Below are 13,817 nucleotides of genomic sequence, written 5' to 3'. Positions count from 1 at the left end.
AAGCCGCTTACCAGTCGTACTGGACCTGGAAGCGGACGTAGCGCGGATCGTTGAAATACTTCGGCGTGTTGTAGTTGTAGTAGGTGCGGATGGTCTCGGCAGCGCTCGGGCGGCCGTACTTGGTCTCGTACACCTGCACGGGCTTGATGTTGTTGAAGGCGTTGAGCACGGACACCTGCATGCTCAGGCCTTCCATCCACTTCGGGGTGTAGGTGATGTTCGGGCTGACAGTGAACTGCCAGGGCGTGCGGCCGGCGCTTCCCACCTTGGCGATGTCATCCGCACTGGTGAAGCCGTCGGCCTGCAGCTGGCAGCTGTGGAAGACGCCGGTGTAGCCATACTCGGTGCCGAAGCTGCCCCAGCCGCCGCCCAGGCAGCTCTTGGGGGCGCCGGACTGCGCCAGCACATTCACGCCGACGGACCATTCATCGTTGAACTTGAAGCCACCGAACAGCTTGATGCTGTGGCGATGGTCATTGAACAGGTAACCGTCCGAGCCGTACATGATTTCGGCAAAGTCGAAGTCCGACGTGGTGCCGGTGTCGTCCTGGCCGTTGGTGCTCTTGACCAGGCCCTCATAGTTGCCCTCCAGCTTGGACCAGGTGTACGAGAAGCTGGCATACCAGCGCTCGGTCTGCTTGTCCGCGCTGAGCGTGACGGCCTTGTAGGTACGCTTGGCCTTCGGGCCGAGGGTCGAGCCCGGCACGGTGATTTCCTCCGTGGTGCCATTGCCGTCCACGTCGAGCGTGACCTTCAGGTCGCTGCCCGGGTTGTAGATCCAGCAGCCCGGCAGGCCCTCCGGCACGGTCCATGGGTCGGACCAGTTGGACAGGTCGTAGCCGGCTGCGACGGCCGCGTTGTAAAGCGAACGCGAGTCACAGGTGTCATCGATCGCCTTGTTGATGCGTCGATAGGTGGCCTTGATGCCCAGCGTCCAGTCGTTGAAGAAGTCGATCGGCGAACTGATCTGCTGCTGGTAGCCCAGGATCACCTCGTCCTGCGTGTAGGGCTTCAGTCCCTTGGACGCCACGGCGCGGGGATCTGGAGTGGTGCCGCCCTCGCCGTTGATGACCGAGTCGATGGCGCCGTCTTCATAGCGGCCGGTGATGTTCGGCGCGCCGTTGGCGCCGATTCCATCGTAGGTGTAGTACTGATCCAGATAGTACGAAGCACTGGCTGCGCGCAGCGCCACGTTTGCAGCGATGGGCAGGGAGTAGCGGCCTACCGAAGCGAACAGCTTGCTGCGGCCATCCCCCAGCAGATCCCACGAGAAGCCCAGACGCGGCTGCCAGATGTTGTCCTGCTTGACGAAGCTGATGCCGTCCGAATTCTTGTTGTTGAAGGAATCGTTACGGACGCCGGCATACAGCATGAAGTTGTCGGTGATCTGCCAGTTGTCCTGCAGGTACCACGACTTCTGCTTGATTTCGATCGAACCACCATTGCGGAAGTTCACGAGGTTGGCGTACTCATCTTCCAGGTACCACAATGCGCCGCCGGAGTAGGACGTGCCCTGCACGGAGGTCCATTTCTCATCGCTGTAGCCGAAGCCGATCTTGTGGTCGCCCAGCTGCCAGTCGAAGTCAAGGCGGGTACCCTTGCGCTCGTTGCGGCCGCCGAACATGCCGACGGTGCTTGCCACGGCACAGCCGATACGGCGACCGGTGCCGCCGGTTTCCGACCGGTAGTCCAGCACATATGGGCATGCGCCCTGCGGGCTGTTGATGTCGCCGTTGTAGGCGTCGAAGACACCGTCAGGGCTGATGGTGTGCTCCGAAGCCCGGTTACGCATCTGCCCATACTGCAGCGATCCGGTCAGGTTCTCGGTCAGATAGCTGGTCCACTTGAACACGTCGGTCTGGCCGCCGCTCTTGCCGACCAGTTCGCCGAGATAGCTGGTCTTGGCCGGCTCGCCGCCTGCATCAGGACGGTCGTAGAGCGCGTTGTAGTAGTCATAGGAGTAGCGTCGGCTGTTGTCGAAGCCGGTGTACTCCAGGTGGTTGTTTTCGTTGAGGTACCAGTCAACCTTCAGCAGCCAGTAGGGCGTCTTGGACTCATAGTCGTAGGCCGTGGTGGACAGGGCTGCTGCCGACGGGGGGGGGCGCCCATTGGTGGTGTACTGGGAGCCACGATTGCTGAAGCTGGTGGTCTTCGAGTCGCTGAACTGGCCCATGGCGAACACGAACAGCTTGTCTTCGATCAGCGGACCGCCGACCCATACACTGTAGACGTTCGAGCTGCTGCTGTTCTTGTCATAGGAACGGAAGATCGAGCCGTCGTCATAGTAGGTATCGGGCGCGCTCTCACGCAGTGAATCAGGTGCGCCAGTCCAGCTGAAGCCGCCTTTCCACTCATTGGTGCCACGCTTGACGTTGACGCTGGTCACGCCGCCGGTGGAGAAGCCGTACTGAGCACCATAGCCACCGGTCTGCACGTCCAGCTGGTCGATGGCCTGATAGGGGATTTCCGAGAAGGACAGGCTGTCGTACAGGTTGGTGACATTGAATCCGTTGACGTAGTAGCTGTTCTCCGCAGCCGATGCGCCACCGAAGGAGGCCGGGCCGAAGTAGCCGCTGGCCGCCACGGTGCCCGGGGTGAGCAGGGAGACGCTTGTGACATCGCGGGCGACCGGCAACGAGTTGAGCTTGTCGGCGGTGAAGGTGGTCCGCGATTCAACGCTGCCCAGATCGATCGTGTTGGCCGCGCCCAGTGCGCGCACGTTGACGGTATCGAGCGAAGTGGCATTGCCGCCGCTTGCAGAGGCGAATGTTGCGAAGGACTGTTGGCCCGCCACCACAGTGACGCGGGTGGTCGCAACCGGGCTGCCACCACTGACCGTGGTGACCTCGTAGGTGCCGGTGGGCAGCTGGGAGATGCGGAAACGGCCATCCGCGCTGACGTTCACTTCGCGGGTAGCGCCGGAGGCCAGGCTTTTGACCTGCACTTTTTCAGCAGAAGCTGCGGTACCGACGATATCGCCAGAGGTGCTCTGGGCATAGCTGGTGCCGGCGAGGGCTCCCAGCACCATGGCCAGAGCGGTGCGCTTCAGGGCGCGTCCATTGAAGTTCAGATTCATCGTGTTCCTTTGCGGTTGCAGAGGGAAATCGGTTCAATTCAAGCGGACCTGAACGAATTGTTCAGGATGAATGAAACCGTAACGATGAATTTTTTCTCGTGCAACGTTCATCTGGCGCTCATGAATAGATTGGCGCTGAAAAATGCTCTCATGTTGTTGAATTAAAAGAAATTCTATTTTTTGTTTCGGTTTGTTTCGTGTCTGACGAGATGATTGAAAGTGACACAAATGTATGCTAATTGAACTGAAATGCGACGATAAGTCTCATTTGTTATTCATGGTTGTGAGGCATCGGTCTTGGGCGCGGTGCCGTGAAGTGGCTCTCTGGACCGAGGGGCAAGCATGGCCGCCGCAGGGAGGCCACCTGTAGAATCGCCGCCTCGGGCGCAGCCCCATTCCCCCTCGTTCAACAGGACAGAGCATGAGCATCAAGAGTGACCGTTGGATCCGCCGCATGTCCGAGCAGCACGGCATGATCGAGCCGTTCGAGGCAGGGCAGGTCAAGCAGGCCAACGGCGAGCGCATCGTCAGCTATGGCACGTCCAGCTACGGTTACGACGTGCGCTGCTCGCGTGAGTTCAAGGTGTTCACCAACATCAACTCGACCATCGTTGATCCCAAGCATTTCGACTCGGGCAGCTTCGTCGACATCACCGCCGATGAGTGCATCATCCCGCCGAACAGCTTCGCGCTGGCGCGCACCGTGGAGTACTTCCGAATTCCCCGCGACACCCTGGTGGTGTGCCTGGGCAAGAGCACCTATGCGCGCTGCGGCATCATCGTCAACGTGACCCCGCTGGAACCGGAGTGGGAAGGCCACGTCACCCTGGAATTCAGCAACACCACGCCGCTGCCGGCGCGCATCTATGCCAATGAGGGCGTCGCGCAGATGCTGTTCTTCCAGGCCGCCGCCGATGACATCTGCGAGACCTCATACCGCGATCGCGGCGGCAAGTACCAGGGCCAGACCGGCGTGACCCTGCCGCGGACCTGACCGGCGCGCCATCGCATGACGAGAAAACGCCGGGCATGCCCGGCGTTTTCATGGGTGCGGCCACATGCTGCGCTCGCCGGGCATGGCCCGGCACCAGCTTATTTCCCGCGACCGAACAGCATCGCGATGCCCACGCCCACCAGCGCCACCGGCCACCAGGTCAACAGCAGCTTGGACAGGTTCAGGTGCGTCCAGCCGAGGTTGCTGGCGAGCATGAACAGGCCGATCAGGATCAGCAGGACGGCGGCAACGAGGTTGAATCGCATCGGGTCGGCAAACGCTCAGGACTGGGCTGGATATCCTAGCCGTTCCTTCCAGTAGGCGACATGCTGGTCCAGCGCACCCGGCTCGTAGCGGTGCGCGGGGCCGCTGCCCCAGACCGGGCCCGGCCACGCGGGGTCGCCGTCATGGCGGCCGATCACATGGAAATGCAGCTGGCGCACGATGTTGCCCAGCGCACCGATATTGATCTTCTCCACCCCGTCGGCGCCCTTCAGGGCCTTGCAGGCGCGGTTGAGCTCGGTGCGCAGCTTGTCCTGCTGCTCGCCGTCCAGCTCGATCCACTCGGTCACCCCGGCCAGGCGCGGTACCAGCACGAGCCAGGGGAATCGTTCGTCGTTCATCAGCCGCACTTGCGACAACGGTCCTTCCGCCACCAGCACGCTATCGGTGGCCAGGCGTGAATCGAGTTCGAAATCGCTCATCCAAGATGCTCCGAGAAGAAGTCCAGGGTGCGTTGCAGCGCCAGGGTGGCGCTGTCTGGATCATACGCATGTCCGACCTCCCGGTTGAAGGCGTGGTCGGCCGGATAGACGAAGGTGGCCATCTGCGGCAGCTTCTCGCGGTGGGCCTGGATGGCCTCCGGCGGGATGCTCCTGTCCTGGGCGCCGAAGTGGAAGATCACCGGTGCCTTCGGCGTCTCATCGAGGAACTGGACATTGCGCGCACCGTAGTAGCTGACAGAGGGCAGGCCCAGACGTACTGCGGACAGCATCGCCACCGTGCCGCCCCAGCAGTAGCCGACGGTGCCGACCATGCCGTAGGGGGCCAGGCGGGTGGCCGCCGCGCGGACCACTTCCAGTGCCCGTTCGATGCCCAGCGCGGCTACCCGTTCCAGCCCCAGCTTCACGCCGTCGGCGTCGTAGGGCAGGGCATCCGGGTCGGCATCGGGGCCATCGACAAGATCGAAGAACGATGGGGCCAGCACTGCATAGCCTTCGGCGGCAAAGCGCTCGGCCACGCTGCGGATATGCGGGTTGGCACCGAAGATTTCCTGCACCACCACCAGCCCACCGCGCGCGGTGCCCTCAGGGAGTGCCTGCCAGGCCCGTACCGGGCCGTGGTGCGTATCCAAGGTGATCCACTCGGCCATCACCATCTACCTCGTTGTAGGGAACAGGGCTGCATTGTCGGCGCTGCGGCGGTTAGCGCGGCGTCAGAGGCTGTGCGCGATCGGGCGGCTGGCCATTCAGAGCGTGGCCGCCAACCCCGGTATACTGGCGCCCTTTCAGGCCCCGGCCCCCAGGAACCCCTGCCACGCCGGCAGGGGCCCAGGCCCCCAGAGTCCCGCGATTCCATGTCCCAGCTGAACCCCAAAGTCGGCTTCGTCAGCCTTGGTTGCCCGAAGGCCCTTGTCGATTCCGAGCGCATCCTTACCCAGCTCCGCTCGGAAGGCTACGACATCGTCCCGTCCTACGATTCGGCCGACGTGGTGGTGGTCAACACCTGCGGCTTCATCGATTCGGCGGTGACCGAGTCGCTGGACGCCATCGGCGAGGCGATGAACCAGAACGGCAAGGTCATCGTCACCGGCTGCCTGGGCAAGCGCCCGGAGCAGATCCGCGAGGCGTACCCCAACGTGCTGGCGGTGTCCGGCCCGCAGGATTACCAGAGCGTGATGGAAGCGGTGCATGAGGCACTGCCGCCCAAGCACGATCCGTTCGTGGACCTGGTGCCCGACTACGGCATCAAGCTGACCCCGCGCCACTACGCTTACCTGAAGATTTCCGAAGGCTGCAACCACAAGTGCAGCTTCTGCATCATCCCGTCGATGCGCGGCAAGCTGGTCTCGCGCCCGGTCGATGAGGTGCTGCGTGAGGCTGAGCGCCTGGTGCGTGGCGGCGTGCGTGAGCTGCTGGTGGTGTCGCAGGACACCTCGGCCTATGGCGTGGACGTGAAGTACGCCGAGAAGATGTGGCGCGACAAGGCCTACCAGACCCGCCTGAAGGCGCTGTGCGAAGGCCTGTCCGAGCTGGATGCGTGGGTGCGCATGCACTACGTCTACCCGTACCCGCACGTGGACGAGGTGGTGCCGCTGATGGCCGAGAACCGCATCCTGCCGTACCTGGACATCCCGTTCCAGCACGCCAGCCCGCGCATCCTGCGCCTGATGAAGCGTCCGGGTGCGGTCGAGAAGACCCTTGAGCGTGTGCAGAACTGGCGCCGCATCGCCCCGGACATCACTGTGCGTTCGACCTTCATCGTCGGTTTCCCCGGCGAGACCGAAGCCGAGTTCGAAGAGCTGCTGTCGTTCCTTGACGAAGCGCAGCTGGACCGCGTGGGCGCGTTCGCCTATTCGCCGGTCGAGGGTGCCACCGCCAACGATCTGCCCGATGCGGTGCCGGAAGAAGTGAAGCAGGAGCGCCTGGCCCGTTTCATGGAGAAGCAGGCGCAGATTTCCGCCGCGCGCCTGGAAGCCAAGATCGGTACCGTGCAGCAGTGCCTGGTCGATGCCATCGAAGGTGACATCGCGGTGGCCCGTTCCAAGGCCGATGCGCCGGAGATCGACGGCCTGGTCCACATCCAGAACGCCGATCAGGTGGCGCTGCGCGTGGGCGAGTTCGTCGACGTGGAGATCACCGAGAGCGACGAGCACGACCTGTACGGCGATGCGCTGTCAGCCAACACCCGCCCGGCGTTCGACCTCAAGGTGCTGTGACCGCAGCGACGACCGCCGCTGGCGACGGCGGCGGTTCCCGGCGCTTCGTGCCGCCGCCGCGTGCGGCGGTCGATCTGCAGGTGTTTGAACATCCGCTGTTCGCCGGCTTGCACGACTTCCGTGATCTGCTGGTCTGCACGGCATGGCCGCCCATCGCTGCGCTCGATGCACGCCTGGCATTGCCCGGCAAGCGCCTGGTGGAACAGGACGCCGCGTTGCTGGCTGACGGCCTGCACTATGAAACGCGCATCGCCCAGGGGCGCATTGCCACCCGTGCCGGCAACTGGCATGACCTGTTCAATTCGCTGGTGTGGGCATGCCACCCGCAGCTGAAGCGGGCACTCAACGCACAGCAGTGCCTGCATATCGCTGCCATGCCGCCCGGCCAGCGCAATCGCGCACAGGCTGCACTGACGCAGTTCGATGAAACCGGCGTCATCGTGCGCGTTCGCGATGAGGACGTGTTGGCCGCATGGGACGTGCATGATTGGCCGGCGTTGTTCGAGCCTGCGCGCTGGCAGAGTGGTGACATCGCTATCGCTGCGATATTCGGGCACGCGCTGATGGAGCAGGCGCTGCTGCCGGGGCGCCTGCTGGTCGGCAAGTGTGTGGTGGTGCAGGGCGCCGATGACGATGCCTGCATTGCCACGGTGGCTGCGGCCATCGGCGAGGGCAGGGCGGCGACCGATCCACTGCAGCTGCGTCCGCTGCCACTGGCTGGCGTTCCGGGCTGGCACCAGAGGCAGGATGCCGCCTTCTATGCAGATGCCGCGTACTTCCGCCCGCTGCGCGCAGGGCGCACGTACCCGCCACCGTTGTAGAGCCGAGCCCATGCTCGGCTGCGTGGCGCATCAGCCGAGCATGGGCTCGGCTCTACATGGACAGCGAGGTCGAGCATGGTTCGACGCTACACAGGCGGGTATTCCACCCTGATCACCGCGAAGGTGAACTGGCCGCCGGGCAGCTCCACTGAAAACTCGTCATCCACCCGCTTCTTCAGCAGCGCCCGTGCCAGTGGCGAATCGATGCTGATCCAGCCCAGTCCGGCGTCGGTCTCATCCGGTCCGACGATGCGGTAGCGGCTGGTGTCACCGCTGTCCAGGTTCTCCAACTCCACCCACGCACCGAAGAACACTGCCTGCGGATCGGTCGGTGTGGTGTCGACCACGCGCAGCGATTCCAGCCGCTTGGTCAGGTAGCGCACGCGACGGTCGATCTCCCCCAGCTGCTTCTTGCGGTAGGTGTACTCGGCATTCTCGGAGCGGTCGCCCTCCGCAGCAGCGGCGGCCAGTGCCTTTACCACTTCGGGGCGGCGTACACGCCACAGGTCATCCAGTTCAGCTTTCAGCCGGGCGTGGCCGGAAGCGGTGATCAGGGCTGTACTTTTTTCTGCGGGCGGGCGCCAACGGGACATGCGGTAAGACTTCTTTCCAGGGGAACGATTGGGGTCGGAGCCCTTCCATCCGGAAGGAGTCCGACCCCAGCGGGGGCGAATCAGATCAGCGCTTGCCGCCGAAGATGCCACCCAGGATGCCGCGCACGATCTGGTTGCCCAGCTTGGTACCGACGGTGCGCGTGGTCTGCTTGGCCATGGTCTCGATCATGCCCTGGCGGCGCTTGGTGCCGAAGATCGCATCCTTGATCGACTGGCCGAAGCCTCCTTCCTGCGCCTCGTCCTGCTCACGGCTGCGGGCGGCAGGTGCCTCGGCCTTCTCGACCGCCTTCTGCGCGCGCTGGGCCAGCAGCTCGGCGGCCGACTCACGGTTGATCGCCGTGTCGTAACGGCTGCCGACCGGGCTGCCGGCGCGCACCTGGGCGCGCTCGGCGTCGGTGATCGGTCCCATCCGGCAGCGTGGCGGCGCGATCATCGTCTGCTGCACCGGCATCGGCACGCCCTTGTCCTGCAGCGTGGACACCAGCGCCTCGCCGGTGCCCAGCTGGCTCAGCACCTTGGCCACGTCCAGTTTCGGGTTCGGTACGAAAGTCTCGGCAGCGGTCTTTACCGCCTTCTGGTCGCGCGGGGTGAACGCACGCAGCGCGTGCTGAACGCGGTTGCCCAGCTGGCCGAGGATGTTGCCCGGCACGTCGTCGGGGAACTGCGAGCAGAAGTACACGCCCACGCCCTTGGAGCGGATCAGCCGCACCACCTGCTCGATGCGCTGCACCAGCGAGGCGGGCGCGTCATCGAACAGCAGGTGTGCTTCGTCGAAGATGAAGACCAGCTTCGGCTTGTCCAGGTCGCCCACTTCCGGCAACTGTTCGAACAGTTCCGACAGCAGCCACAGCAGGAAGGTCGAATACAGCTTGGGCTTGAGCACCAGCTGGTCGGCGGCGAGGATGCCGATCATGCCGCGGCCGTCGTGATTGACCCGCATGATGTCGGCCAGTTCCAGTGCCGGTTCGCCGAAGAAATTCTCGCCACCGCCCTGCGCAAGGCGCAGTACCGAGCGCTGGATCGCGGCGATCGACTGCGCGCTGACCAGGCCGTACTCGGTGGAAATGTCCTTGCGCTCCTCGGCCACCAGGCCGAGCAGGGCACGCAGGTCGTCCATGTCCAGCAGCAGCAGGCCACGGTCATCGGCCAGCTTGAACACGATGTCGAGCACGCCGGCCTGGGTGTCGTTCAGTTCGAGGATGCGCGACAGCAGGGTCGGGCCCATCTCGCTGACCGTGGTGCGCACCGGATGGCCGAGCTTGCCGTACAGGTCCCAGAAAATGGTCGGGCTTGCCGCCGGCGCATACTCCGCCACGCCGATCTCGGCGGCGCGCTGGAGCAGGTTCTCGGCGCCAGTGCCGGGCACGGCCAGGCCAGACACGTCGCCCTTCACATCGGCCAGGAACACCGGTACGCCCAGCCGCGAGAAGCCCTCGGCCAGGGTCATCAGGGTCACCGTCTTGCCGGTACCGGTGGCGCCGGCCACCAGGCCGTGGCGGTTGCCGAGTTTCGGCAGCAGGGTGACGGCAATATCGTCGGTAATTCCTTTGCCGAGCAGAATCGGATCCATGGTCCAGCCCTTGTGGTGAATAGCCCAATGTTAACCGCCGGCGGTGACGGGCCGAAGGTCGGCTTGCCCGGACCTTGGCGGCGCCGCTACTCTGCCTGCCTGTTTCGCACACAGTGCCATCAATGCCCGTTCCTGTCCTGATTTCCCGTGGTTGGCCGCTGCTGGCCCTGGCCGGCCTGGTTTCCCTGGCGCCCGACGCCCATGCGCAGCGGGTTTCGGCCCGGGACAAGGTGAAGGTGGATGCGCTGCAGCAGCGCATGAGCATCGCCGAGAAGCGCTACAGCGACGCCCTGCTGCTGGTCGCCAATTCCGATCCGAAGGGCAGCAACGAGGCCGATGCTGCGCTGGAGGACATGGAAGACGTCCTCAACGACTGCGTGAAGCAGAAGGGCTGCCAGATGGGCACCCTGCTGGCCAGCTACAAGCGCCTGCTCAAGCACGATGCAGATGCGGCGGGCAGCGATGAGGTGACCGACGAGAGTGGTGACCGCCTGGAAGCCGACCCCGACCATATCGGCCCGCTCACCGCCGACGTGCCCGAGGCCGCCCGCGCCGCCGCGCTGCTCAACGACAAGCGGCACGCCTTCGACACCATGGTCGAGTACAACCCGGCCGTGCAGGCCGGCATCCGCCGCTGGCTGACCGACATGCGCCCGGCGCTGCTGACCAGCTACGAGAACTACCAGAACCTGCGCGCGGTGATGTGGCCGGAGTGGGAAAAGCGCGGCCTGCCCGAAGCGCTGCTGTTCGGCATCATGGCCAAGGAATCCAATGGCCGCGTGCATGCCTCCTCGCGCGCCGGCGCGGCGGGCCTGATGCAGTTCATGCCGGCCACCGGCCGCCGCTTCGGCCTGGGCCCGGACGGCACCGGCTTCGATACGCGCTTCGATGCACGCAGTGCCGCCGAGGCCAGCGCCAGCTATCTCAACGAACGCCTGCGCGAACTGAACAACAACGTGGAGATGTCGGTGGCCGCCTACAACGGTGGCGAGGGCCGTGCGGCGCGCGTGTTCAAGCAGAGCGGCGGGCAGAGCTTCTGGACCGACAGCGTCTACAACCAGTTCCCGGGCGAGACCAAGGACTACGTGCCGATGGTGATCGCCGCGGCGTGGATCTTCCTGCACCCGCAGCAGTACGGCGTGGAGTTCCCGAAGATCAGCGCACAGCCGGCCACGCTGCGCCTGGCCAAATCCACCACCATCTACGAGCTGACCATCTGCCTGGGCAGCCACGGCACGCGTGATGGCTACATGCGCGTGCTGCGCAACCTCAACCCGCGTTATGAGGCCGACGGCTGGATCCCGGCCGGCACGCTGATCAACGCGACGACGCGCATCGCCGGCCTGTACCAGCGCAACTGCGTCAGCGGCCCGCGCGCCGATCTGGCCCGTACGCTGATCACGGCCGATCTGAACGCGGCGATCAAGCGCCCGACCGCGGCCAGCTACACCGGCAGTGTGGCCGTGGGGGGCGTGGTGCCGGTGGCCGACGCCGCGGCCTCCACCAGCGTGCCGACCACACCGGTCGCTCCGGTAGCCACGCCGCGCCCGGCGGCACGGCCGAAGCCGGTGCGCAGCCACAAGGTGGGCAAGGGCGAGACCCTGGGCGCCATCGCGGCGAAATTCCAGTGCGACGTGCCCACCCTGGCCCGCGCCAACGGCCTGAAAGCCCCGGCCTACAGCCTGCGCCACGGCCAGACGCTGAAGCTGCAGGGCTGCGACAAGTAATCCCCCACGACCCCTGGAATCCGCATGGACCTCGAAGACACCCGCAACCTGTTCGCCAACCTCCGCGAAAACACCGACTGGGACATCACCGGCCCGTTGCTGTGGGGGTACTTCTTCGTGCACTCCACTGCTGAGCCGTTGCAGGCGCTGGCTGACCATCTGCAGGCGCAGGGCTACACCTTCGTGGAACTGTTCGAGCAGGAGCCGGAAGAAGGCGACGCGCCGTTCCACGTGCTGCATGTGGAGCGCGTGGAGATTCACGACGAAGCCTCGCTGGACCGTCGCAACCAGGAGTTCGCGGCGCTGGCCGCGGAGAAGGGCGTGGAAGACTACGATGGCATGGACGTCGGCCCGGCCCCGTCCCTGCAGTAACGCGCGTACCGGTAGTGCCGGCCGCTGGCCGGCATTCCGTTGTGGAAAAAGGGGACGGAGGGGATTAAGTCGTTTATGCATAAACGACTTAATCCCCTCCGTCCCCTTTTTGTCAGCGCAGCCTGGCCAACGCCTGGCCCAGCTGCACCGGACTTTCAGCGCCCAGCTGCGCGGCGAAGTCGGCCACGCCCGGCGGCAGCAGCACGATCACGGTCGAACCGTAGTTGAAGCGCGCCATCTCGGCGAAACGCTCCAGCCTGATGCCCTGGCCGCGGTAATCCTTGCGGGTGATGCGGTCACCGTAGGCCGGGATCTCCTCCCCGCTCCATACGGTTTCCACGCCGGACACCAGCAGTGCCCCCACCATCACGCTGACCATCGGGCCGAAGCTGGTATCGAAATGGCAGACCAGGCGCTCGTTGCGCGCGAACAGGCGCGGCACCCCATTCACCGCAGCCGGGCCGACGCTGAACAGGCGGCCAGGCACGTGCACGGTCTCGCGCAGGGTGCCGGTCCACGGCATGTGCACGCGGTGGTAGTCGCGCGGCGACAGGTACACGGTGGCGTAGAGGCCGTCATTGTACGGCTTGGCGTCTTCGTCGCTGCCCAGCAGCTCGGCGGCGGTGAACGACTGGCCCTTGGCCTGGAAGATGCGGCCGGCCTCGATCCTGCCGAGCTGGCTGATGCGGCCGTCGGCCGGCATCACCAGGCTGCGCGGATCGGCATCGGCCACGCGCGCGCCCGGCTTCAGCGCACGGGTGAAGAACTGGTTGAAGGTGGCGTAGCTGCGCGGGTCCGGGTTGGCCGCTTCGTCCAGGTTGACGTTGAACTTGCGGGTGACCGTGTCGATCAGCCAGCGCGACACGCGCGGATCGTCCGAGTACGCCAGCGAACGCGCCATCGAGGACAGCAGGCGGTGGGGCAGGGCGTACGTCAGGGCGGTGGTGAGGCTCATGGGGCGGTTTTCTCGGTCAGCTTCTGCAGGTCGCGGGCAATGGCCGGCGCGTTGAACGGGGGGCGTACCAGGCCGGCAAGCCGGCCCTGCGGGTCGAGCACGGCCAGGCTGGCCGAATGCTCGACGGTGTAATCCTCGGGGTTTTCGTCGAAGTGCTTGCCCGGCACCTTCTGGAACACGAAGCCCAGCGAGGTGGCAAAGCGCTCCAGCGAGGGCACATCGGCAGTGGCGGCCAGGGTGTCCTTGTGGAACCCGTGCACGTACTCGCCCAGCCGCGTGGCGCTGTCGCGGTCCGGGTCGACCGAGATGAACAGCACGCGCGGGCGCAGGCCGTCGGGCAGGGCTTCCCACTGGTTCTGCGCGCCGGCCAGCTCGGCCAGCGTGGTCGGGCAGACGTCCGGGCAGAAGGTGAAGCCCAGGAATACCAGGGTCCAGTGGCCCTTCAGTTCGCCCGGGATCAGGCGGGTGCCGTCGGACTGGGCCAGGTTGAAGTCGGGCAGTTCACGCGGCTGCGGGTACAGCGTGACCGCTTCGGTGGCCGGGGCGTTGGCCGGCGGCTTCGGCGCAAACACCTGCTGGGCGGCCAGCAGGCCCAGGCCCGCCGCCAGGGCAATCAGCAGGATGATGCCGGCGTTGCGATTGAACATGGGTGCCCCCGCTCGAAGTGGGCTCCATCATACCGGCTGCGGCCCGATCGTTTCCGCCGCAACGGATGCCGCCGCGGGCGCCAGCCCCTATAATCGGGGGCCA

General features: G+C 65.3%; 13 protein-coding genes. 5 read left to right on the top strand and 8 right to left on the bottom strand.

Annotated features, from left to right (window positions below; genetic code table 11):
* Nucleotides 1–7: 7 nt before the first annotated feature.
* Nucleotides 8–3,076 carry a TonB-dependent receptor gene (locus EZ304_RS05235; protein WP_142806478.1) on the bottom strand — a complete coding sequence of 1,023 codons (3,069 nt, stop codon included), beginning with the start codon at nt 3,074–3,076 and terminating at the stop codon, nt 8–10.
* Nucleotides 3,077–3,497: 421 nt separating this feature from the next.
* On the opposite strand from EZ304_RS05235, the gene dcd reads away from it, so the two are divergent.
* Nucleotides 3,498–4,070 (top strand): dCTP deaminase, encoded by a 573-nt coding sequence (gene dcd, locus EZ304_RS05230; protein WP_005410499.1) that lies wholly within the window; start codon nt 3,498–3,500, stop codon nt 4,068–4,070.
* 98 nt (nt 4,071–4,168) lie between these two features.
* Here the strand turns inward: dcd and EZ304_RS20950 are convergent, their stop codons facing one another.
* From EZ304_RS20950 to EZ304_RS05220, 3 genes are read right to left on the bottom strand one after another with little or no spacing between them, the layout of a single operon-like run.
* Entirely contained in the window at nt 4,169–4,336 is a 168-nt protein-coding gene (locus tag EZ304_RS20950; RefSeq protein WP_005418011.1) for a LiaI-LiaF-like domain-containing protein, read from the bottom strand.
* Nucleotides 4,337–4,351: 15 nt separating this feature from the next.
* Nucleotides 4,352–4,774, bottom strand: a complete 423-nt coding sequence (locus tag EZ304_RS05225; protein WP_010483023.1) for an HIT domain-containing protein — start codon at nt 4,772–4,774, stop codon at nt 4,352–4,354.
* Nucleotides 4,771–5,442 (bottom strand): dienelactone hydrolase family protein, encoded by a 672-nt coding sequence (locus EZ304_RS05220; protein WP_142806477.1) that lies wholly within the window; start codon nt 5,440–5,442, stop codon nt 4,771–4,773. The genes EZ304_RS05225 and EZ304_RS05220 overlap by 4 nt, the downstream gene beginning before the upstream one ends.
* 204 nt (nt 5,443–5,646) lie before the next feature.
* On the opposite strand from EZ304_RS05220, the gene rimO reads away from it, so the two are divergent.
* Nucleotides 5,647–7,008, top strand: coding sequence for a 30S ribosomal protein S12 methylthiotransferase RimO (rimO, locus tag EZ304_RS05215; protein WP_142806476.1), 1,362 nt, complete (start codon nt 5,647–5,649; stop codon nt 7,006–7,008).
* Nucleotides 7,005–7,829 carry a DUF3025 domain-containing protein gene (locus EZ304_RS05210; RefSeq protein WP_142806475.1) on the top strand — a complete coding sequence of 275 codons (825 nt, stop codon included), beginning with the start codon at nt 7,005–7,007 and terminating at the stop codon, nt 7,827–7,829. Before rimO ends, EZ304_RS05210 begins: the two co-directional genes overlap by 4 nt.
* A gap of 86 nt (nt 7,830–7,915) precedes the next feature.
* On the opposite strand, the gene greB is transcribed toward EZ304_RS05210, so the two are convergent.
* A complete protein-coding gene (gene greB, locus EZ304_RS05205; RefSeq protein WP_142806474.1) occupies nt 7,916–8,422 on the bottom strand; it encodes a transcription elongation factor GreB in 507 nt (168 codons plus the stop codon).
* Nucleotides 8,423–8,507: 85 nt separating this feature from the next.
* Nucleotides 8,508–10,013, bottom strand: coding sequence for a helicase HerA-like domain-containing protein (locus tag EZ304_RS05200; RefSeq protein ID WP_142806473.1), 1,506 nt, complete (start codon nt 10,011–10,013; stop codon nt 8,508–8,510).
* A gap of 122 nt (nt 10,014–10,135) precedes the next feature.
* Here EZ304_RS05200 and EZ304_RS05195 point away from each other — a divergent pair, with 122 nt between their 5' ends.
* Together EZ304_RS05195 and EZ304_RS05190 are read left to right on the top strand one after the other, a co-directional pair.
* Entirely contained in the window at nt 10,136–11,740 is a 1,605-nt protein-coding gene (locus EZ304_RS05195) for a transglycosylase SLT domain-containing protein (protein ID WP_142806472.1), read from the top strand.
* 24 nt (nt 11,741–11,764) lie between these two features.
* Nucleotides 11,765–12,112, top strand: a complete 348-nt coding sequence (locus tag EZ304_RS05190) for a ribonuclease E inhibitor RraB (RefSeq protein ID WP_142806471.1) — start codon at nt 11,765–11,767, stop codon at nt 12,110–12,112.
* 112 nt (nt 12,113–12,224) lie between these two features.
* On the opposite strand, the gene asd is transcribed toward EZ304_RS05190, so the two are convergent.
* The gene (gene asd / locus EZ304_RS05185; protein ID WP_099554933.1) at nt 12,225–13,067 is read right to left on the bottom strand and encodes an archaetidylserine decarboxylase; all 843 of its coding nucleotides are present in this window, start codon (nt 13,065–13,067) and stop codon (nt 12,225–12,227) included.
* A complete protein-coding gene (locus EZ304_RS05180; protein ID WP_142806470.1) occupies nt 13,064–13,714 on the bottom strand; it encodes an SCO family protein in 651 nt (216 codons plus the stop codon). Before EZ304_RS05180 ends, asd begins: the two co-directional genes overlap by 4 nt.
* Nucleotides 13,715–13,817: the final 103 nt, after the last annotated feature.

It is taken from the genome of Stenotrophomonas maltophilia (assembly GCF_006974125.1).
Lineage (GTDB): Bacteria > Pseudomonadota > Gammaproteobacteria > Xanthomonadales > Xanthomonadaceae > Stenotrophomonas > Stenotrophomonas maltophilia_O.
This window is presented reverse-complemented; position numbering and strand designations above follow the sequence as displayed.